Origin of the sequence: Actinomadura sp. CNU-125 (assembly GCF_001942465.1) — a bacterium.
In the GTDB taxonomy this organism is placed as follows: domain Bacteria; phylum Actinomycetota; class Actinomycetes; order Streptosporangiales; family Streptosporangiaceae; genus Spirillospora.
The window spans coordinates 1-19,907 of the sequence record NZ_MKJY01000062.1; the positions used below are offsets into that span (position 1 = coordinate 1).

The following is a 19,907-nucleotide window of genomic DNA, read 5'->3' on the forward strand; positions in this document are numbered from 1 at the left end:
GTTCACGACGGTGTCGTTGGCCTTGGTGCGCGGCTTGGTCGTGCTGCCCGGCCGCAGCGCCGACGGCTCGGGCAGCAGGTAGATCTCGCCGGACGACGACAGCGGCAACTGCTCGGAGCCGCGCGGCGCCGGGGTCGGGTCGGGGATCTCGCGTTCGGACGCCCCCTGCTCGGACGCACCGTGCTCGGACGGGTCGTGGCCGGGCGCGTCCGGTCCGGGCGCCGGGGCCTCGTCGGCGGGCGCGTCGAACGGGTAGGCGTCGTCGTCGCCGGGCGGTGCGGGCGGCGGGACCTCGGCACCGAACGGGTCCGGGTCGAACAGCTCGTCGGCGAGGTCGCGGCGGGTCGGCGCGGGCTTCCCGGACGCACCGGCCCGCCCGGACGTCCCGGACCCGCCGTCCTCGTCCAGCAGCGGCGAGTCGTACGGCCGGGAGTGCTCGCCGACCTCCAGCTCCCCGTTCTCCGCGTCGTCGTCGCCCGCCTTGGCCTTCTTGCGGCGGCGCTTGCGCGGCGCCGCCCCGCCCTCCTCCGCCGTCTCCTCCGCGTCCTCCGCGTCGCGGGTGCCCCCGGCCGGTTCGGGACGTCCCTGCAGTGTGGCGACCGACCACAGTTCGGCGAGCCGGTCGGGGACCCTGTTGATCGGGGTGGCGGTGACGACCAGCAGCCCGAAGCCGGACAGGAGCAGCAGCAGCGGGACGGCCACCCAGCCGCTGAGCGCGGTGTCCAGCGGCGCCGAGACGATCCAGCCGAGCACGCCGCCCGCCTCGCGGACGGCCGCCATGTCGTCGGCCGGGGACGGGACCCCGGCGGCCAGGTGCAGGATGCCGAGCACACCCGCGCCGAGCGCGGTGATGCCGATGACGATGCGTCCGGTGTCCTCGTGGTGCTCGGGATGGCGCAGCGTCCGCCACGCCAGCAGGCCCAGCAGGACGGGCAGGCCCATCGCGATGATGCCCAGCCCGCCGCGGATCACCTTCTCGAGCGCGACGGTGACGACGCCGTCCGGCCGGAACCAGGTCACCGAGGCGACCACGATCGCGGAGCCGAGCAGCGCGAGCCCGAGCCCGTCGCGGCGATGCTCGGGGTCGAGGTTGCGGGCGCCGTGGCCGTACGCGCGGAACACCGAGCCGACGGTCACGGCCGCGAGCTGCCAGAGCTTGAGCAGCAGCTTGAAGAACCCGAGGAACGCCATCGGGATCGGGTCGGGCTTGGCGGTCCTGCCGCCGGACCGGCCGCCCTTCGCCGCGCCGCCCCTGCCCTTCGGCGCCGCCTTCCCTCCGCTCCTGCCGTTTCCGCTGTTGCCGCTCGGTCGCTTCCGGGGGGACGACCCAGCGGGTCGGCGAGCCGTGTTGCCCCCGGCGCGCGAGGAGGACTTCGCCTCTCCGGACGCACGTGTGGCCATGGTTACGAGAGTAACCAAGCATCGGGGGGCGGCCCGGGACGGCGAACGGGCGTGTCGCGGAGCGCCCGCCCCGTGACACGCCCGGCCGTCCTACACCTCGACGACCACCGGGATGATCATCGGGCGGCGGCGGTACTTCTCGCTCACCCACTTGCCGACCGTGCGGCGGACGAGCTGGTTGATCTGGTGCAGGTCGTTGACCCCGTCGCCCGCCGCGTCGGCGAGGGCGTTCTCGATCCGTTCGAGGACGTCCTCGAAGTCCTCGTTGACGATGCCCGCGCCGCGCGCGTGGATCTCCGGCCCGGCCACCACCTTGCCGGAGGACGAGTCGATGCCGACGACGATGGAGACGAACCCCTCCTCGCCGAGGATCCGGCGGTCCTTCAGGGACGTCTCGGTGACCTCGCCGACCGACAGCCCGTCCACGTACACGTACCCGGCGGGGACGGCGCCGACGATCTTCGCGGTCCCGTCGACGAGGTCGACGACGACGCCGTCCTCGGCGATGACGACGTTGTCCTCGGGGACGCCGGTGAGCATCGCGAGCTTCGCGTGCGCGCGCAGGTGCCGCCACTCGCCGTGGATCGGCATGAAGTTGCCCGGCCTCGTCACGTTCAGGACGTACAGCAGCTCGCCCGCCGACGCGTGCCCGGACACGTGCACGAGCGCGTTGCCCTTGTGGACGACGCGCGCGCCCCAGCGGGTGAGGCCGTTGATGACGCGGTTGACGGCGTTCTCGTTGCCGGGGATGAGGGACGACGCCAGCATGACGGTGTCGCGGTCGGTGATGCGGATCTGGTGGTCGCGGTTGGCCATCCGCGACAGCGCCGACATCGGCTCGCCCTGCGAGCCGGTGCACACCAGGACCAGGTTGTCGGGCGGGACGTCGTCCAGCTGCTTCGGCTCGATCATGATCCCCTCGGGGACCGTCAGGTAGCCGAGCTCGCGCGCGACGCCCATGTTCCGCACCATCGACCGTCCGATGAAGCACACCCGGCGGCCGTTGGCGACGGCGGCGTCCAGCACCTGCTGCACGCGGTGGATGTGCGAGGCGAAGCACGCGACGATCAGCCGGCCCTCGGCGGTGCGGAACACCTCGTCGACGACCGGGCCGATGTTGCGCTCGCTGGCGACGAACCCGGGGACCTCGGCGTTGGTCGAGTCCGACATCAGCAGGTCGACGCCCTCGGTGCCGAGCCGCGCGAACCCGGGCAGGTCGGTGAGCCGGCCGTCCAGGGGAAGCTGGTCCATCTTGAAGTCGCCGGTGTGCAGCACGACCCCGGCGGGCGTGCGGACGGCGACGGCGAGGGCGTCCGGAATCGAATGGTTGACCGCCAGGAACTCGCAGTCGAACGGTCCCAGCGTGCGCCGCTCGCTCTCGGCGACGACGTCGACGACCGGTTTGATGCGGTGCTCGCCGAGCTTGGCCTCCAGCAGCGCCATCGTCAGCTTCGACCCGATCACGGGGATGTCGCGGCGTTCCCGCAGCAGGTACGGGACGGCGCCGATGTGGTCCTCGTGCCCGTGCGTCAGGACGATCGCCTCGACGTCGTCCAGGCGGTCCCGGATGTAGTCGAAGTCGGGCAGGATCAGGTCGATCCCCGGCTGCTCGGTCTCGGGGAAGAGCACGCCGCAGTCGACCACGAGCAGGCGGCCGCCGTACTCGAAGACCGTCATGTTGCGGCCGATCTCCCCGAGGCCGCCGAGCGCGACGATGCGCAGGCCGTCCTCGGGCGGCGCGGGCGGGTCCGAGAGCTCCGGGTGAGGATGACTCACCGGGCGACCTCCGGAATGGCGACCTCGGACACTTTGACTCCTCCATTGGTGAGGTCTTCTTGCAGCTGCGCCACGAACTCGGGCGCGGCCTCCACCAGCGGAGCGCGGAGCGGGCCGCCTCCGGGAAGGCCGAGCAGGTTCAGCGCTGCCTTGACGGCGATGGCGCCCTGCGTGCGGGTCATGATCGCGGCGACCACGGGCAGCAGCCGGCGGTGGATCTCCAGCGCCCGCGCGTGCTCGCCGTCGAGATGGGCGTCGATCATCTCATGCAGTTCGGTACCCACGACGTGACCGACCACGCTGACGAATCCGGCCGCGCCGACCGACAGCCACGGCAGGTTCAGGATGTCGTCGCCGGAGTACCAGACCAGGTCGGTCTCGGCCATCACCCGGGACGCGCCGAACAGGTCGCCCTTGGCGTCCTTGACGGCGATGATCCGCGGATGCTCGGCGAGCTGCACCAGCGTGTCGTTCTGGATGGGCACCCCGGCGCGCCCGGGGATGTCGTACAGCATGCACGGCAGGCCCGTGGCGTCGGCGACCGCCGTGAAGTGGCGGACGAGGCCCTCCTGCGGGGGCTTGTTGTAGTAAGGCGTGACCACGAGGAGCCCGTGCGCGCCGGCGGCCTCGGCCTGCCGCGCGAGTTTCAGGGTGTGCTCGGTGTGGTTCGTCCCAGCGCCGCCGATGATCACCGCGCGGTCGCCGACCGCGTCGATGACCGCGCGCAGCAGTTTCTGCTTCTCGTCGTCGCTCGTCGTCGGCGACTCTCCGGTCGTCCCGTTGACGACCAGGCCGTCGTGGCGCCGCTCGTCGACCAGGTGGGTCGCGAGGCGCGCGGCGCCGTCGTAGTCGACGCCGCCGTCCGGCAGGAACGGGGTGACCATCGCGGTCAGCATCCGTCCGAACGGAGCGTCGGTGGATGTGCTGGGTGCCATGGTACGAACGGTACCGCTCCGGCCGTTCCCCTTGGACCCGCAGGTCGGCGTCCGGGCAAAGCCTCCCGGATTGCCCCTTTGCGGCGGGCGGCCGGACGGGCCGTGCCGGGGGGGCGTGCGGAGAAGCCGCCGCCACACGCTCGGGGGTACGCGTGGCGGCGGCTCCATCCACATCGTGGCACGCGAACGCCTTGCTACGGGGTCGGTCCGGCCACTCTCCGGACTCGGTTGCATAACGCACCCATAGCCGACATCGGCCCTGGGCAGCGGGCCCGCGAAGGCTCCCGCGAAGGCTCCTCGCCGGACACCGCCGGGAGCCCGCCGGGAGCCCGTCGGACCCCGGCCGAGCCCGTCCGTCAGGCGTCGGCCGCCGGGGGGACGGACGACGCGATCTCGCGCAGCCGGACGCGCAACTCCTCGACGTCCGGAGTGCGGACGAGATCGTTGCCCCGGACGGCCCACCAGCAGCCGGATCCGCCGCGGCCGATCCGCCATCCGGTGAACTCCGCCGACAGCTCGCCGAGGCGGTCGCCGTCGTGCCGCGCGGTCTGCTGAATGCTCATCGGCCTCGTCCCCACTTCCTCGTGCCGTCGCCACGCCGGGGTCTACCCCGGCGGAGTCCGTGTACCCGCCCCTTTCTACCTGCGCGCACGGGCTCGCGGAACGTCGCGGACGGGTTGCCCGTCAGCCAACCTTCGCTGTCTCCGGCGGAAGCCAATTCGCACGATAATGCGCCCATTCGTCCGCGTTCGTGGTCCAGGCGGCGTAGATCCCGACGCCGTACGGACGTTCCGGCGGCCGGTCGAGCCCGTCGATGCCGCGCCGGATCCCGCGCAGCGCGACCTCCGGGTCCTCGGCCCACGGCATGAGGGGCGCGTAGGTGGGGACGCCGATGAACACGGTGGTGCGGTCGCCGATGAGCTCCAGCGTGGCGCGGGTGTGCCGCGCGAAGTGCCAGCCCGCGAGGGACCTGGTCGGCAGCGCCACGTCGTAGGTCATGATCGCGACCTGGTCGGCCTTGCCCGCGACCTCCAGCAGGAAGTCCTCGGTGGGCCGGGCCGGATAGTGGAAACGCCCCTGCCGCGGGAGGAACGCCTCGTAGACCGGCTGGAAGGAGTCGACGAGCGTCGGCTGCTCCAGCGCGACCGACAGCAGCGCGTCCCGTTCGAGGGTGAGCTTCCGGGTGGCGTCGAGCAGGTCGAGGAACGCCTCGTCGTCCGGGTAGATCGGTTCGAGGTCGTAGTGGATGCCGTCGAACCCGAGGTCGAGGAAGATCTCGTCGGTCCGCAGGATCTCCGCGCGGACGGCCGGGTCGTCGATCTCGATGACCCCCTCGCCCTCGACCACGCGGATCTGCCCGAGGTACGCCTGGGTCCGCACGTCCGGCGCGTACTTCTCCATCGCGTCCATCAGCGCGCCCGCGTGCCGGTACTTCTCCGGCGGGACGGTGCCGTCCGCCTCGAACGGGCCGGTGTGGAAGTACACGTCGGTGATGCGGTTGGCCTCCAGCAGTTCCGCGAGTTCGCGGTACTCGGCGTCCGTGTGCGGCTCCCCCACCCACTGGTGCCGCGCCCACATCGCGTTGGTGCCGGTTCCCCACGCCTTCGGCTCGGGCTGCCACCACGCCCACGCCGCGACCGGTGCGAGGAGGATCAGGCCGAGGACGAACGCCACCGCCCAGCCCGCCCGGCGCAGCACGCGCCGGACCCGGCTTTTCCGTACGGTCCCTGTCATCCCGCAATGATCGCGGACGATCCGCGTACTTCAGGCATCCCGCGTCACGTGGAACGGTCGATGACCACGGGCGGGGCACCTGCCGTCCATAAATCGATCATGCTTTGGTCCGCCCTCCGGCACGGACGCGAGCGGGGTTCACAACCGGGGAATCATCCGTTGACCACACCCGACGCGGTGGACGGAGGTCGAGCCGACATGCGAGCACGATCCGACAGACGGGCCACCCTCGGCCCGCGCCCGCGGGCGGACGCACCGCCGCCCGAGCCGCCCGGACCCGCGGCACCCGGGCCTCCGCCGCCCGGGCCTCCGCCGCCCGGCCCGGCCGCTCCCGGCCCGCTGATCACCACGCGGGCCCTGCTCATCGTCCTGGTCGCCCTGGCGGCCGCCGGCATCTGCGCGCCGCCCCCGAGGCCGCCATTCCCATCGCCGTCGGGGTCGGCGTCGTCACCCTGCTGGCCCAGATCGTCAAGGACTGAGCCCGCTCCGGCGGCCCCGCGCGCTAACCGGCCGTCACGAAACAGAACTCGTTGCCTTCCGGGTCGCGCCAGACCCGGAAGGGCGCCTCGGGGCTCCCCATCGGTTCACCGGCCGGGGACGCGCCGAGCCGCCGCGCCCGCTCTCCCGCGGCCCGGATGTCGGCCGCTTCCAGGTCGAGGTGGATCCGGTTCTTGATCGTCTTGTGCTCCGGGACGAGCTGGAACGACAGCACCGGGCCGTGCCCCTCGAGAGGCTCCAGGTCGAGCCAGTCCTCATCGCGCGAGGTCTCCTTCATCCCGAGCAGCCCTCCCCAGAACGCGGCCATGGCCTCCAGGTCCGTGCAGTCGAAGACGAGGTTGCCCACCTTCGGCGTCGTTTCGGTCATCGGGTTCCTCCTGCGGTTCGAGCGACGTGGAAAGAGCTGGCGGCGGCCCTGCGGCAGCCGCCCACCGGCGTGACCGGACGGACGGGACGGACGGGACGTGCGGTGCGCGCGCCCCGACGGGCCGCGCCGAGCCGTCCGGACACCCCGCCGGTCAGCCAGCGGCGGAGCCGCACGGCCGGCCCGGCGGCGTCGGCGCGTGCGGCGAGCCGTGCCTCGACCGCCTCCGCCTGCAGCCTGGCGTGTTCCCGCCGCGCCCACTCTCCACGCGTCGCGAGGCTCGCCAGGTCGTTCAGCGCTCTCATCGCGCTCTCCCTTCCGTTGACACCAGTGAAACCGTAACGCCGGTGTCGGAGGAATGCAACCGGCTATCCGAGAATGATGGTGTCGCATCGGATAGGGTGTTCAATGAACGGCGGGAGGGGAGATGGCCGACGCGCACGCGGACCCCGCACTGCTGCTGCGGGACTTCGTCAACACGCTCAACATCGACGCGGGCACCGAGGGCCTGGCGACGCCCGCGGACCTCGCCGGATGGCTCGCCGGACGCGCGCTCGTCCCGTCCGGGACGGCGGCGTCGGACGGCGACCTCGGCACCGCGCTCGCGCTGCGCGAGGGCCTGCGCGCGGCCATGCTCGGCAACCACCGCGGGGCCGCCCCCGGCACCCCCGACCTCCCAGGCGACCTGGAGGAGGCCCTCGGCGCGCTCCCCCTGCGCGTCACGCTGGCCGCGGGCCCGCGCCCCGCGCTGCGTCCGGCCGTCGCGCCCGGGACCGTCGCCGCCGGGCTCGCCCGCATCGCCGCGCGATCGCCGACGCGTCCGCCGACGGCACGTGGCCCCGCCTCAAGGTCTGCCACGAGGACACCTGCCTCTGGGCGTTCCTCGACACCTCCAAGAACCGGTCGCGCTCCTGGTGCGACATGAGCACCTGCGGGAACCGGACGAAGACCCGCGCCTACCGCGCCCGCCGCCGCGCCTCCACGTCCGGGCGGGCCGCCGGACCCGCCGACGGCTGAGCGGAGGCGCGCGGCTCCACCCGCGCCCGGCGCGTCCTAGGGTGGGCGGTGATCTTCCGGACGAGAGGACAGCGCACCATGGCTGCCAACGGGCCAGATGTCGGCGTGCGGCCCGCCCGCCGCGCGCCGTCGCCGCCGCCGTCGCCGACGTCCAGGTGCGGACGTGGCGGCAGGGCTACCGCGACCTGCTGCCCGAGGCGGTCCTCGCGGAGGTGACCTCGCCCGCCGCGCGGGACGCCTGGCGGGAGCGGTGGGCGGAGGCCGCGACGGCGCCGCCGACCCCGCGGCACCGGCTGCTCGTCGCCGTCGCCGCCGACCTGGTCGTCGGGTTCGCGGCGCACGGCCCCGCCGAGGAGGCCGACCACGACCCCGGCACCGCCGCCGAGCTGATCACCCTGCTCGTCGACCCGCTGCACGGGCGCGCCGGGCACGGCAGCCGGCTGCTGGCCGCCACGGTCGACATGCTGCGCGAGGACGGCGTCACGACGCTCCTCACCTGGACGTTCGAGGACGACTCGGTCACCCGGGCGTTCCTCGGGTCGGCGGGCTGGGCACCGGACGGCACGGCGCGGACGCTCGACATGGGCGAGCCCGTCCGGCAGATCCGGCTGCACACCGATATCAGCGACACCGGCACCGTCGGCACCGACACCACCGGCACCGGCGCGGGCTGAGGGCGATCGGCCTTCGGGAGGGGTCGGTGCCGGGCATCCGCGCCCCGGCAATATCTTGGAGGTCGTGCCCAAGTCCACCTCCATGACGCCGCCGCACGCCTCCGCGCGGGTCGCCGAGCCGGTCCCCGGCTCTGCGGCGCGGCCCGCCGACCACCGACGCTGGCTCGGCATGGTGGTGATGAGCCTCGGCGTCTCGCTGATCGTCGTGGACGCCACGATCGTCGGCGTGCTGCTGCCGAACATCATCGGGGGGCTCGGGCTCACCACGACGGACGCCGAATGGGTCACCTCCGTCTACTCGCTCGTCTTCGCGGCGCTGCTGATCCCGTTCGGGCGCGCGGGCGACCTGTTCGGACGGCGCCGGATGTTCGTCCTCGGCGTCGCGGTGTTCGCGGTCGCGAGCGTCGGCGCGGCCCTCGCGCAGGACGGTTCGGCGCTGCTCGGCGCGCGCGCCCTGCAGGGCGTCGGCGCGTCCATGGTCATGCCGGCGACGCTGTCCACCGTGAACGCGGTGTTCACCGGGCGGGACCGCGCGATCGCGTTCGGCATCTGGGGGTCGCTGATCAGCGGGATGGCGGCGCTCGGGCCGCTGCTCGGCGGCGCGGTCGCGGCGGGCGGCGGCTGGCGCTGGGCGTTCGGGATCAACCTGCCGCTCGGTGTCGCGCTCATCGCCGGGGCGCTGTGGCTCATGCCGGAGACGCGGACCCGCCCCGATTCGCCGCGCCCCGAGGGGCGGCGGCGCGGCGGCGTGCTGCGGGAGATCGACTGGGCGGGCGGGCTGCTGTCCGCGCTGGGCCTGGGCGCGCTCGTCTGCGGGCTGATCGAGGGCCAGACCTACGGCTGGTGGAGCAGCACGCGCCCGTTCACGATGGCCGGGTTCGACTGGCCGGACACGGGCCTGTCGCCCGTCCCGGTCGTCCTGGGGCTGGGCATCGTCCTGCTGACGGCGCTCGTGGTCGTGGAACGGTCTCGCGCGGCGGCCGGGCGTCCGGTCATGCTGGACATCGACCTGTTCCGCATCCCGAACTTCCGGCACGGCAACCTCGCGTCGTCGCTCATCAACGTGGGCGAACTCGGGCTGCTGTTCGTCCTGCCGCTGTTCCTGCTGGGCGTGCACGGCACGAACCCGCTGCAGATCAGCGTCGCGATCCTGCCGCTGGCCGTCGGCGCGTTCCTGACCGGCGGGTACGCGGGGCGGCTCGCGAACCGGCGGGGTCCGCACCGCGTCGTGCAGATCGGCATGGTGCTGGAGGTCGCCGCCGTCCTCGGCCTCGCCCTGACGATCTCCGCGACCACCGGCGGGTTCGGGCTCGCGCCCTGGATGCTGCTGTACGGGCTCGGCCTCGGGCTGACGTCGGCGCAGCTGACGAACGTGTCGCTCGCGGACGTCCCGGCGGCGAAGTCCGGGCAGGCGTCCGGCACCCAGTCCACCGCCCGGCAGGTCGGCGCGGCGCTCGGCATCGCGGTGATCGGGACGGTGTTCGCGACGAGCCTCGGGCACTCGATGGACGACGAGCTGGCGGCGTCCGGGACGCCCGCGGCGGCGCGCGACACGATCGTCTCCGAGCTGCGGGACAGCGCCGGGACGTACGCGCGCGACCTGCACGCGACGTCCGGCATGGAGGCCGCCGCGCGCGCGCCGACGCGAGCCTCGCCGCCGCCGCCCGCGACGGTGCGCTGGTCACAGCGGGGATCCTCGCGCTCGGGCTGGTCCTGTCGCTGCGGCTGCGTCCCGGCGGCGAATCCCATCGGGAAGAATCGAACTCCTGAGTCCCCCTGTCGTCGACCGGAACGAGCGGTAACTGTGGCCACGCTGTCCCAATGGGTCGCCGGTTCGCGGCCCCGCACCCTCCCCGCGTCCCTCGTCCCCGTCGTCGTCGGCACCGGCATCGCCGTCGGCGAGGGCGCGGCCGTCTGGTGGCGCGCGCTCCTCGCGGCGGTAGTCGCGCTCGTGCTGCAGATCGGGGTGAACTACTCCAACGACTACAGCGACGGTGTCCGCGGCACCGACGAGGACCGGGTCGGGCCGCTGCGGCTCGTCGGCTCCAAGGTCGCGCCGCCGAAGCAGGTCCTGGCGGCGGCCCTCGGCTGCTTCCTGGTCGCCGCCGTGGCCGGGCTGGTGCTCGCGGCCGTGACGACCTGGTGGCTGCTGCTGGTGGGCGCGGTCGCGATCCTGGCGGCCTGGTTCTACACCGGCGGGAAGACGCCCTACGGGTACCGGGCGTTCGGCGAGGTGTCGGTGTTCGTGTTCTTCGGCCTCGTCGCCGTCGTCGGGACGGTGTACGTGCAGGTCGAGGGGCTGCCGTGGGAGGCGTGGGTCGCGGCGGTGCCGGTCGGCCTGCTCGCCTGCGGGATGCTGGTCGCCAACAACCTGCGCGACATCCCGACCGACCGGGAGTCCGGCAAGCGCACCCTCGCGGTCCTGCTCGGCGGCCCGTGGACCCGGATCCTGTACGCGGCGTGCACCGCGCTGCCGTTCATGGTGGTGCTGGCGCTCGCCGCCCCGCACCCGTGGGCGCTGCTCGCGCTGCTCGCGGCGCCGCTGTCGATCCCGCCGACGCAGAAGGTGATGAACGGCGCGGACGGCCCCGCCCTCATCCCGGTGCTGGGCGAGACCGGCCGGCTGCAGATCGCCTACGGGGTGCTGCTGGCGGTCGGCCTGGCGCTCTGACGGCCGGACGCCCCGTCCGTGCGGCCCTCGGTGCGGGCCGCACCGTGCTCGGCGAGCAGGGCGGCGCCCGCGAGACCCGTCAGCAGCCCGGCGAACATGCCCGCGAGCGAGGTCAGGCTCGTCGCGGCCGCCGTGTCGTGCCCCATGTCGCCCGGCTGGGCCAGCACGATGACGAGCGAGTACAGCGGCCACGCGAACGTCGCCGCCGACCCGATCCAGGCCACCGCCAGCGGCCGCACGAACCGGCGCGGGCGGTCCGGCCGCCGCAGGACGAGCAGCAGCGCGGCCGCGCCCGCCACCGCCAGCACCCCGCCCGCCCCGGCGAGGACGTGCTGGGCGACGTTCATGTCGCCCGTCGGACCGTCCGGGCGTCCCGCGGTCCCGCCGAACGCCCAGTAGAGGTTCGCCGCGGCGAACACGACCGCGAACACCATGGCCGTGCGCACCAGAAGCCCCTGCAGACCGTGCGTGGCGCCGACTGCGACGTCCCGTGTGCGCGCGGACAGGACGTCGCCCCAGCGGACGCGCGCGTACAGCACGAACGCCGTGAGCAGACCGATGCCCTGAAGCGTGAAGCCGGTATAGACGACACCGAACACCCAGCCCTGCATGGCCTCCGGACCGCCGGACGCCGGGGCCGGGTCGGTGAACGCCATGACCACGGCGGCCGGGGGCACCGCGATCGCGATCGGCGCGAGCAGCCCGGCGGCGACCCAGATCGGCGTCAGCACCAGCCACGCGGCAGCCGCAGCCCCCACCGGAACGTGAACGCCAGCGCGACGGCGACCGCGGCCGCGTCCATCAGCATCGTGACCAGGTTGCCGACGTACAGGGCGGAGTCCTGTGCGGCGTCGGTGTCGTTCCAGCCCACGGTGCTGCCGGACAGCCAGGCGAGCTTGATCGTCAGGTAGGGGACGCACGCCGCGATCGTCGCGGCGCACACGGCGAGCCGGAGGCGTCCCGGCGACCGCCGCGGGGCCGCGCGTCCCGGCAGTGGATGAGCTGTGACCGTCATGCCACGATCGTCGGCCCCCACCGCGACGCCGCGCCTCCCCCGCCGCGGCGAAACCGTCCGCCCGGCCTCCCCCGCGCGGGTGAACCCGCCGGACGTCCTAACCCAGCGCCCAGTCGATCTCGCTGCGGCCCGCGTCCACCAGGGCCTTGTTCACCGCGCTGAACGGCCGCGTCCCGAAGAACTTCTTCGCGCTCAGCGGGCTCGGGTGCGCCGACTCGATCACGGTGTGGTGCGCGCCGGTGATCAGCCGCGCCTTCTTGCGGGCGTAGGCGCCCCACAGCACGAACACGACCCGCTCCGACTTGTCGTTCAGCGCCCGGATCGCCGCGTCGGTGAAGTCCTCCCAGCCCTTCCCGGCGTGCGCCCCGGCCTCCCCGCCGCGGACCGTCAGCACCGCGTTCAGCAGCAGCACGCCCTGGTCGGCCCAGCGGGTCAGGTCGCCGGACGCCGCCGCGGGGATCTCCAGGTCGGCGGCCAGCTCCTTGTAGATGTTGCGCAGGGACGGCGGCAGCCGCACCCCGTCGCGCACGCTGAAGCTCAGCCCGTGCGCCTGCCCCGGCCCGTGGTAGGGGTCCTGGCCGAGGATCAGCACCCGGGCGTCCTCGAACGAGCAGCACCGGAACGCGTTGAACAGGTCCTCGCGCGGCGGATAGACCGTCTGCTCCTCGTACTCGCCCGCGACGAACGCGCCCAGCGTCGCCGTGGCGAGCGGGTCCAGCAGCGGATCGAGCCTCGCCCGCCAGTCGCCGGGCAGCAGTTCCATCAGGTCGAGGGACATCGTCGGCCTCCGTCAAGGTCATCGTCTTCGGCGAAAACACTAGCGCCGCGCACTGACACGCCAGACCGGAATGAGCCGGACGAACGCCCCACGGCTCTAAGATCGGGCCATATGCCGGACTCCCCCCGTCGGCGCGGCGCCCTCGCGTCCGTCCTGCTCGCCCTGCTCGGTCTCACCGCGGCGTGCGGCGACCGCTCCCCCGGCGGCACGACGCTCACCGTGTACGCCGACTCCTCGCTCACCGAGGTGTTCGGCGAGATGGAGACGGCGTACGAGCACGCCGTCCCGGACGTCGACGTGCGGTTCGTGTTCGGCGCTTCCACGGAGATGGCGGGCCGGCTGTCCGACCTGTCCCCCGCCGACGTGCTCGTCACCGCCGACGCCGCCGCGATGAACGAGGCCGACGAGTATCTCGGCGGCCGCCGCCGCACCGTCGCGCACAACTCGATGACGATCGCCGTCGCCCCCGGCAACCCGCTGCGCGTCCGCGGGCTCGCCGACCTCGCCCGTCCGGGGCTGCGGACCGCCGCCGGCTCCGCCGCCGCCCCCGCGGGCCGCTACGCCGCCGAGCTGCTGCGCAACGCGGGCCTGCAGAACCTGCGGTGGACGTCCGTGGAGGTCGGCGCCCGCGCCGTCCTCGACCGCGTCCGCGCCGGAGACGCCGACACCGGCATCGTCTTCCTGACCGACATGCGCTCGGCCGGGGTCGCCGCGAGCAGCGTCCCGATCCCGGCGGACGCGAACGTCGTCACGTCCTACCCGGCGGCGGCCGTCGAGGGCGGCGGGCAGGAGAAGGCCGCGAACGCCTTCATCTCGTGGCTCACCGGCCGCACCGCCCGCGCGCTGTTCCACAAGCACGGATTCCCTGTGCCCGACGCGCCGCAGTAGCGGTTTCACACGTCCCGACCAGGGAAAACACCGGTTCCTGAGACGCGCCGCACAGGGAGCCGCCGCACGTGCCGGACAAGCGACCCGCCACCGGGCCCGACGCGCCGCGCACGGGCTCCGACGAGACGCCCCCGGACCACCCGTGGCGCGCCGAAGGCGTCCCCGACGGGCGCCGCGGGTGGCGCCCCGGCCGCAACACCTACCTGTTCTGGACGCTGCTCATCATCGTCTTCGGGATCAGCTACGTCCTCCTGCACGTCACCGGACGCGAGGACCGCGCCACCGTCCCGTACACGGCCTTCGCCCGCCAGGTCGCCGCCGGGAACGTCGAGAAGGTCTACACGCAGGGCTTCCAGATCCAGGGACGGCTGAAGAAAGAGCAGCCGGTCCCCGGCGACGACGACGGCGCCTACACGTCCTTCGAGACGCTGCGGCCCGCGTTCGCCGACGACGACATCTACGCGCAGATGGTGAAGCAGGGCGTCGTCGTCCAGGCCGAACCCGACGACGGCCGCGGCCTCCTGGCGAACCTCCTGCTGTCCCTCCTGCCCGTCCTCCTGTTCGTCGGGGTCTGGCTCGGCCTCATGGTCTGGCTCCAGCGGCGCATGGGCGGAGGCGGCGGCCTGATGGGCTTCGGCCGCTCCCCCAAACCCGTCGAACCGGACGAGAAGCGCGCCACGTTCGCCGACGTCGCCGGGATCGACGAGGTCGAGGCCGAACTGAGCGAGGTCGTCGACTTCCTCTCCGACCCCGGCAAGTACCGCAGGATGGGCGCCCGCATCCCCCGCGGCGTCCTGCTGACCGGCGCGCCCGGCACCGGCAAGACCCTCCTCGCCCGCGCCGTCGCGGGCGAAGCCGACGTCCCGTTCTACTCCGCGGCCGCGTCCGAGTTCATCGAGATGGTCGTCGGCGTCGGCGCCGCCCGCGTCCGCGAACTGTTCACCGAGGCCCGCAAGACCGCACCGTCCATCATCTTCATCGACGAGATCGACACCATCGGCCGCGCCCGCGGCGGCTCCGGCCTCGGCGGCCACGACGAGCGCGAGCAGACCCTCAACCAGATCCTCACCGAGATGGACGGCTTCACCGGCTCCGAGGGCGTCGTCGTGATCGCCGCGACGAACCGCCCGGACGTCCTCGACCCGGCCCTGCTGCGCCCCGGCCGGTTCGACCGCACCATCGCCGTCTCCCCGCCCGACCTCGACGGCCGCGTCGCGATCCTGCGCGTGCACGCCCGCGACGTCCCCCTCGCCCCCGGCGCCGACCTCACCGCGATCGCGAAGATGACCCCCGGCATGACCGGCGCCGAACTCGCGAACCTCGTCAACGAGGCCGCGCTCCTCGCCGTCAAACGCGACGGGACCGCCGTCGACATGCCCGACTTCCGCGCGGCGCTCGAAAAGGTCCAGCTCGGCACCCGGCGCGCCCTCGTGATGCCGTACGAGGAGCGGCGCCGCACGTCCTACCACGAGTCCGGGCACGGCCTCCTCGGCATGCTGCAGCCCGGCGCCGACCCCGTCCGCAAGATCACGATCGTCCCGCACGGCCGCGCCCTCGGCGTCACCCTCTCCACCCCCGAGGACGACCGCTACGCCTACGACGAGCGCTACCTGCGCGGCCGCATCATCGGCGCCCTCGGCGGCATGGCCGCCGAGGAGCTCGTCTTCGGCGTCGTCACCACCGGCTCCGAAAGCGACCTCGAACAGGTCACGCGCATCGCGCGCGGCATGGTCGGCCGCTGGGGCATGTCCCCCGCGGTCGGCCCCCTGTCGATCCTCCCCGCCGACGGCGACGCCGCCATCGGCGGCCACACCGCCCCCGGCACCCTCGACGCCGTCGACCTCGAAGCCCGCCGCATCGTCGAGGAGTGCTACGCCGAAGCCCTGCGGACCCTGCGCGCCAACCGCCACCGGCTGGACGCCCTCGCCGCCGAACTCCTCGAACACGAAACCCTCGACGAGGAAGCCGCCTACGCGGCGCCGGCATCGACCGGACCGTCCCGACGACCGAGCCGGGGTCGTGACCGACTCGATCAGGGGACGCCCGGTCCGGCGAATACCGCGAGGCAGTCGGCCGGGCCCCCTGGCGGAAGGGCCGCCGAAAACACCTGGGGAGTCGATGCCCCGGGCGCTACCGTGACGGCATGCGCTTGAAGCTGCGCCGGTTCGAGCGCCCGGGGCACCGGATCGTCCGGCCGTGGAGGCCGCTGCGGCACACCGCCCTCAGCGACCCGGACGGGTACGGCTGGCTCGTCGGCGACCGCGACGGCCTGACCGTCCTCGGCGCCCTGTTCTCCTTCGCGGCCGCCGCACGCCGCACGATCGTCCACGTCCCCCTGCGCGAGGGCGCGCCGATCGAGGGCTACGAGGGATACCTGGAGAACTGCGGCGGACGCGTCGACCTCCTCCTCGTCCACCACTCGCTCGGCTTCCGCGTCACCGGCTGGCCCCGCCTCCGCCGCACGCTGACCGGCGGCACCCCGACGACCGTCCCCATCGACCGGGACCGGACATCCCGCGACGCGCTCACCTGGGAGGAACACGCGCACCACCGCGGCTTCCGCGACCACCTGCGTCCGGTCACCTACGCACGCACCCTCTGCCTCACCGGCAGCCGGACGGCGTTCGCCGCGTCCGCCGCGGAATTCTTCGCGGCCGCCGAACTGGGCCCGCGGCAGAAGGGCGTCGGCAAGGGGCACGCGGCCCTCATCACCACCCTCACCCACATCCTGACTCCGGACGACGACCCCAGGCGCCGCGAGATCGACGTCTCCTACAAGGCCCACCCGTCGACGCTGCACAGCGGCAAGCCGCCCCAGCGCTGAACCGCGACGTCAGCCGTCCTGCTCCGCGAGGCGTCGCTCGAAGACGACACGATCCGTTGACGGGCCGTCGTAATCCGGGACCGGCCCCGTCGCGGTGAAGCCCAGCGCGGTGTGGAACGCGATCGATCCCGAGTTCTGCGGCGACGTGATCGCCCGGACGATCGTGCGCCGCTCCGTCCGCGCGAGGTCGAAGAACCGGCCGTAGAGCCGCCGCGCGGGTGTTCAGAGGCTGGTCGGGAGGGCTTCCGGGGCGAGGGTCCGCATGGTCTGGAGGGTCCGCAGGACGGTCGGGTGCGGGGTCGCGTAGACCGTGGGGTGCACGGGGACGTCCGGGTAGGCGAGGCGGTCCTCGGACGCGGAGAAGCGCACGTCGACGTCCGCGTTGTTGCCCCGGGGGTCGAGGAGGACCCAGCGGTCGTCCACGAGGGCGGCGGTGAGGCCGTGCAGGACGCCGGAGACGGTCTGGTAGCACAGGCCCGCCTGGACGCCGCCGGCGCGCAGCAGGGCCACGTACGCGTGGGACTTCGCGTAGCAGAGGCCCACGCGCTGGTCGAGGACGTCGGAGGCGCGCCAGGGGACGCGGGGGTCGCCCGCGTCCATCGAGTGCGCGACCCGGTCGCGGACGTGGTCGAACGCGGCGTGCGCGTACGCGATGTCGTCGCCGGTGCGCAGTTCGGCGGCGATCGACTGGACGAGCGGGTGCTCGATGTCGATCGCGTCCGAGGCGGCGAGGTAGTCCCAGGGGTCGGCCGCGAAGTCCATCAGAGGCCGAGGAGGGACTCGATGCCGATCGTGAGCCGGTCGAGGTTCGGGACGCGGCGGACGGCGAGCAGGACGCCCGGCATGAACGACTCGCGGTTCATGGAGTCGTGCCGGATGGTGAACAGCTCGCCGTGGCCGCCGAGGACGACCTCCTGGTGGGCGATCGCGCCGGACATCCGGACGGCGTGCACGCGGACGCCGTCGACGTCGGCGCCCCGCGCCCCGTCGAGCGAGGACGTGGTGGCGTCCGGGGAGGGGCCGACCGCCGCCTCGGCGCGCGCGGCGGCGACGAGTTCGGCGGTGCGGTGGGCGGTGCCGCTCGGGGCGTCGACCTTGTTCGGGTGGTGCGTCTCGATGATCTCGACGGACTCGAACAGCGGGGCGGCCTTCTGCGCGAAGTGCATCATCAGGACGGCGCCGATGCCGAAGTTCGGGGCGATGACGACGTTCGCGCCGGTACCGTCGGTCAGCCAGGAGCGGACGGTGTCGCAGCGGGCCGCATCGAAGCCGGACGTGCCGACGACGGCGTGCACGCCGTGGTCGACGCACCAGCGGAGGTTGTCCATGACGACGTCGGGGCGGGTGAAGTCGACGACGACCTCGGCGGCCGCGAGCGAGTCGAGCGCGTCGCCCACGTCGACGGTGGCGACGAGCTCCATGTCGTCGGCCCCCTGCACGGCACGGCACACCTCCGAGCCCATCCGGCCCTGCGCGCCCAGCACCCCAACCTTGATCACGTGTTCCTCCTGTCGGCGTCGGCCCGAGCCTACCGGTCGTCGTCGACGAACAGGTTGAGCACCCAGCTCACGAGTCCGACGATGATGGCGCCCCAGAACGCGGGCCAGAACCATTCGACGTGGAAGGGGACGCCGATCTCGTCGGCGACCCAGCTCGTCAGCATGAGCAGGGCGGCGTTCACCACGAGCGCGATGAGGCCGAGGGTGAGCACGTAGAAGGCGCAGCCCAGCACCTTGATGATCGGTTTCAGCACGGCGTTGATGACGCCGAAGATGATCGCGACCACCAGGAGGGTGAGCGCCTTCTCGCCGGTGGACCCGCCCTGGAGGTCGATGCCGTCCACCACCGCGGACGCCACCCACAGCGCCACCGCGGCGATCACCACTCTGATGAGGATCTTCACGCGGTGGGCCCTACCCGGCAGGCCGGGCGGTTAACTGCCGAAGCCGTCCCCCACGGGGCCGATGACGGTGAGGGCCTGCGGCGCGTCCAGCACGTCGGCGGCGACGGCGCGGACGTCGTCGAGCGTGACGGCCTCGACGCGGGCGAGGACCTCGTCGACGGGCATCAGCGACTCGTAGACCAGCTCGCTCTTGGCGATGCGGCTCATCCGGGAGCCGGTGTCCTCCAGGCCGAGCACCATGGCGCCGCGCAGCTGCCCCTTGCCGCGTTCGAGTTCCTCGGCGGTGAGGTCGCCGGCGCGGGCGACCTCGTCGCGGCAGATCTGCAGGACCTCTTCGGCCTTGGACGGCTGGCAGCCCGCGTAGACGCCGAAGACGCCGGAGTCGGCGTACTGGGCGGTGTAGCTGTAGACCGAGTAGGCGAGGCCGCGCTTCTCCCGGATCTCCTGGAAGAGGCGGGACGACATGCCGCCGCCGAGCGCCGCGTTGAGGACGCCGAGGGCGAACCGGCGGTCGTCGGTGCGGGACACGCCGAGGCCGCCGAGGATGATGTGGGCCTGCTCGGTGTCCTTGTCGAGGACGACCGTGCGCGGATCGGCGGCCGCGGGGGCGCCGCCCACGCGGGGCCCGGACGGTACGGCGTCGCCGGTGAGGTGCTCGGCGAACGCGTCGCGGACGAGCCCGACGACCTTGTCGTGGTCGACGTTGCCCGCGACGGCGACGACGAGGTTCTGCGGGACGTACCGGTCGCGGTAGTAGCCGTGGATGCGGTCCCGCGACAGCGCGTTGATCGACTCCTCGGTGCCGAGGATGGGACGGCCGAGGGGCGTGTCCCCGTAGAGCGCGGTGGCGAACTCGTCGTGGATGAGGTCGCCGGGGTCGTCGTCGCGCATGTGGATCTCTTCGAGGATGACGCCGCGTTCGGCCTCGACGTCCTCGGGGCGGTTCACCGATTCGGCGACCATGTCGGACACGACGTCGACGGCGAGCGGCAGGTCGGCGTCCAGCACCCGCGCGTAGTAGCAGGTGTACTCCTTGGCGGTGAAGGCGTTGAGGTCGCCGCCGACCGCGTCGAGCGCCGCGGAGATCTCCAGCGCGGAGCGCCGCTTCGTCCCCTTGAACAGGACGTGTTCGAGGTAGTGCGAGGCTCCCGCGTCGGCGGGGGCCTCGTCGCGGGAGCCGACGGACGCCCAGATGCCGAACGCCGCGGACCGGACGGTCGGCATCGCCTCGGTGATGACGCGCAGCCCGCCGGGCAGGACGGTGCGGCGGACCGTGCCGGCGCCGTCGGTGTGGATCGTGGTGGTGTTTCCGGGCTCCTGCGCCCGGGCCGGCAGCGTCACGGCTGGCTCATCCTCCGGTTGCTGGTCGCTGTGCCCGGCGCCGGCGGGCGCCGGGCCGGAAAGCGGCCGACCGGCCCGCCCCGGGCGG

The 19,907-nt window shown here is 73.3% G+C and carries 19 protein-coding genes and 3 pseudogenes; 8 read left to right on the top strand and 14 right to left on the bottom strand.

Going from position 1 to position 19,907, the window contains the following annotated elements; translation table 11 throughout:
* From BJF79_RS08810 to BJF79_RS08840, 7 genes are all read right to left on the bottom strand, one after another.
* Positions 1 to 1,191, bottom strand: a 1,191-nt coding sequence (locus BJF79_RS08810; protein WP_262401740.1) for a DNA translocase FtsK 4TM domain-containing protein, incomplete at its 3' end; no start/stop codon positions are given.
* Between the two features lie 300 nt (positions 1,192 to 1,491).
* A complete protein-coding gene (locus tag BJF79_RS08815; RefSeq protein ID WP_075896143.1) occupies positions 1,492 to 3,177 on the bottom strand; it encodes a ribonuclease J in 1,686 nt (561 codons plus the stop codon).
* Entirely contained in the window at positions 3,174 to 4,112 is a 939-nt protein-coding gene (gene dapA, locus BJF79_RS08820) for a 4-hydroxy-tetrahydrodipicolinate synthase (RefSeq protein WP_075896145.1), read from the bottom strand. Before dapA ends, BJF79_RS08815 begins: the two co-directional genes overlap by 4 nt.
* 356 nt (positions 4,113 to 4,468) lie before the next feature.
* On the bottom strand, positions 4,469 to 4,675 hold the full coding sequence (locus BJF79_RS08825; RefSeq protein ID WP_075896147.1) for a hypothetical protein: 207 nt from the start codon (positions 4,673 to 4,675) through the stop codon (positions 4,469 to 4,471).
* A gap of 121 nt (positions 4,676 to 4,796) precedes the next feature.
* Positions 4,797 to 5,810: a hypothetical protein gene (locus BJF79_RS08830; RefSeq protein ID WP_262401741.1), complete on the bottom strand. Its 1,014-nt coding sequence runs from the start codon at positions 5,808 to 5,810 to the stop codon at positions 4,797 to 4,799.
* A gap of 538 nt (positions 5,811 to 6,348) precedes the next feature.
* Positions 6,349 to 6,711 carry a VOC family protein gene (locus BJF79_RS08835; RefSeq protein WP_075896149.1) on the bottom strand — a complete coding sequence of 121 codons (363 nt, stop codon included), beginning with the start codon at positions 6,709 to 6,711 and terminating at the stop codon, positions 6,349 to 6,351.
* Positions 6,708 to 7,013 carry a hypothetical protein gene (locus BJF79_RS08840; protein ID WP_075896151.1) on the bottom strand — a complete coding sequence of 102 codons (306 nt, stop codon included), beginning with the start codon at positions 7,011 to 7,013 and terminating at the stop codon, positions 6,708 to 6,710. Before BJF79_RS08840 ends, BJF79_RS08835 begins: the two co-directional genes overlap by 4 nt.
* Positions 7,014 to 7,135: 122 nt before the next feature.
* On the opposite strand from BJF79_RS08840, the pseudogene BJF79_RS65370 reads away from it, so the two are divergent.
* The 5 genes and pseudogenes from BJF79_RS65370 to BJF79_RS08860 form a co-directional block, all read left to right on the top strand.
* Positions 7,136 to 7,450: pseudogene (locus BJF79_RS65370) on the top strand (ABATE domain-containing protein); the annotation flags it as partial.
* A 65-nt stretch (positions 7,451 to 7,515) separates the two neighbouring features.
* Positions 7,516 to 7,620 (top strand): annotated as a pseudogene (locus BJF79_RS65375) (CGNR zinc finger domain-containing protein); the annotation flags it as partial.
* A 260-nt stretch (positions 7,621 to 7,880) separates the two neighbouring features.
* On the top strand, positions 7,881 to 8,399 hold the full coding sequence (locus BJF79_RS08850) for a GNAT family N-acetyltransferase (RefSeq protein WP_075896153.1): 519 nt from the start codon (positions 7,881 to 7,883) through the stop codon (positions 8,397 to 8,399).
* Between the two features lie 178 nt (positions 8,400 to 8,577).
* Positions 8,578 to 9,798, top strand: a pseudogene (locus BJF79_RS08855) (MFS transporter); the annotation flags it as partial.
* 405 nt (positions 9,799 to 10,203) lie between these two features.
* The gene (locus BJF79_RS08860; RefSeq protein WP_075896175.1) at positions 10,204 to 11,070 is read left to right on the top strand and encodes a 1,4-dihydroxy-2-naphthoate polyprenyltransferase; all 867 of its coding nucleotides are present in this window, start codon (positions 10,204 to 10,206) and stop codon (positions 11,068 to 11,070) included.
* Here the strand turns inward: BJF79_RS08860 and BJF79_RS08865 are convergent.
* From BJF79_RS08865 to BJF79_RS08875, 3 genes are all read right to left on the bottom strand, one after another.
* Positions 11,034 to 11,828 carry a hypothetical protein gene (locus tag BJF79_RS08865; RefSeq protein ID WP_158079128.1) on the bottom strand — a complete coding sequence of 265 codons (795 nt, stop codon included), beginning with the start codon at positions 11,826 to 11,828 and terminating at the stop codon, positions 11,034 to 11,036. The genes BJF79_RS08860 and BJF79_RS08865 overlap by 37 nt on opposite strands.
* Positions 11,795 to 12,085: a hypothetical protein gene (locus tag BJF79_RS08870; RefSeq protein WP_075896157.1), complete on the bottom strand. Its 291-nt coding sequence runs from the start codon at positions 12,083 to 12,085 to the stop codon at positions 11,795 to 11,797. Before BJF79_RS08870 ends, BJF79_RS08865 begins: the two co-directional genes overlap by 34 nt.
* Positions 12,086 to 12,182: 97 nt before the next feature.
* Positions 12,183 to 12,863, bottom strand: a complete 681-nt coding sequence (locus tag BJF79_RS08875; protein WP_075896159.1) for a uracil-DNA glycosylase — start codon at positions 12,861 to 12,863, stop codon at positions 12,183 to 12,185.
* Between the two features lie 111 nt (positions 12,864 to 12,974).
* On the opposite strand from BJF79_RS08875, the gene modA reads away from it, so the two are divergent.
* The 3 genes from modA (at position 12,975) to BJF79_RS08890 (ending at position 16,575) form a co-directional block, all read left to right on the top strand.
* On the top strand, positions 12,975 to 13,751 hold the full coding sequence (modA, locus tag BJF79_RS08880; protein WP_075896161.1) for a molybdate ABC transporter substrate-binding protein: 777 nt from the start codon (positions 12,975 to 12,977) through the stop codon (positions 13,749 to 13,751).
* 68 nt (positions 13,752 to 13,819) lie between these two features.
* Positions 13,820 to 15,904, top strand: a complete 2,085-nt coding sequence (ftsH, locus tag BJF79_RS08885; RefSeq protein ID WP_083733281.1) for an ATP-dependent zinc metalloprotease FtsH — start codon at positions 13,820 to 13,822, stop codon at positions 15,902 to 15,904.
* On the top strand, positions 15,895 to 16,575 hold the full coding sequence (locus tag BJF79_RS08890; protein ID WP_075896163.1) for a hypothetical protein: 681 nt from the start codon (positions 15,895 to 15,897) through the stop codon (positions 16,573 to 16,575). Before ftsH ends, BJF79_RS08890 begins: the two co-directional genes overlap by 10 nt.
* 222 nt (positions 16,576 to 16,797) lie before the next feature.
* Here BJF79_RS08890 and BJF79_RS08900 read toward each other — a convergent pair whose 3' ends face one another.
* From BJF79_RS08900 to BJF79_RS08915, 4 genes are read right to left on the bottom strand one after another with little or no spacing between them, the layout of a single operon-like run.
* On the bottom strand, positions 16,798 to 17,337 hold the full coding sequence (locus BJF79_RS08900; protein WP_075896165.1) for a transglutaminase-like domain-containing protein: 540 nt from the start codon (positions 17,335 to 17,337) through the stop codon (positions 16,798 to 16,800).
* On the bottom strand, positions 17,337 to 18,074 hold the full coding sequence (gene dapB, locus BJF79_RS08905; protein ID WP_075896167.1) for a 4-hydroxy-tetrahydrodipicolinate reductase: 738 nt from the start codon (positions 18,072 to 18,074) through the stop codon (positions 17,337 to 17,339). The genes BJF79_RS08900 and dapB overlap by 1 nt, the downstream gene beginning before the upstream one ends.
* Before the next feature lie 29 nt (positions 18,075 to 18,103).
* Entirely contained in the window at positions 18,104 to 18,478 is a 375-nt protein-coding gene (locus BJF79_RS08910) for a phage holin family protein (RefSeq protein ID WP_075896169.1), read from the bottom strand.
* A 30-nt stretch (positions 18,479 to 18,508) separates the two neighbouring features.
* Positions 18,509 to 19,819 (bottom strand): M16 family metallopeptidase, encoded by a 1,311-nt coding sequence (locus BJF79_RS08915; protein ID WP_075896171.1) that lies wholly within the window; start codon positions 19,817 to 19,819, stop codon positions 18,509 to 18,511.
* Between the last annotated feature and the right edge of the window lie 88 nt (positions 19,820 to 19,907).

Excerpts from the sequence above, each read along its gene's own strand:
- dapA (WP_075896145.1), bottom strand. The coding sequence starts at position 4,112 with ATGGCACCCAGCACATCCACCGACGCTCCGTTCGGACGGATGCTGACC.
- BJF79_RS08825 (WP_075896147.1), bottom strand. The coding sequence starts at position 4,675 with ATGAGCATTCAGCAGACCGCGCGGCACGACGGCGACCGCCTCGGCGAG.
- BJF79_RS08835 (WP_075896149.1), bottom strand. The coding sequence starts at position 6,711 with ATGACCGAAACGACGCCGAAGGTGGGCAACCTCGTCTTCGACTGCACG.
- BJF79_RS08840 (WP_075896151.1), bottom strand. The coding sequence starts at position 7,013 with ATGAGAGCGCTGAACGACCTGGCGAGCCTCGCGACGCGTGGAGAGTGG.
- BJF79_RS08870 (WP_075896157.1), bottom strand. The coding sequence starts at position 12,085 with ATGACGGTCACAGCTCATCCACTGCCGGGACGCGCGGCCCCGCGGCGG.
- BJF79_RS08875 (WP_075896159.1), bottom strand. The coding sequence starts at position 12,863 with ATGTCCCTCGACCTGATGGAACTGCTGCCCGGCGACTGGCGGGCGAGG.
- modA (WP_075896161.1), top strand. The coding sequence starts at position 12,975 with ATGCCGGACTCCCCCCGTCGGCGCGGCGCCCTCGCGTCCGTCCTGCTC.
- BJF79_RS08890 (WP_075896163.1), top strand. The coding sequence starts at position 15,895 with ATGCGCTTGAAGCTGCGCCGGTTCGAGCGCCCGGGGCACCGGATCGTC.
- BJF79_RS08900 (WP_075896165.1), bottom strand. The coding sequence starts at position 17,337 with ATGGACTTCGCGGCCGACCCCTGGGACTACCTCGCCGCCTCGGACGCG.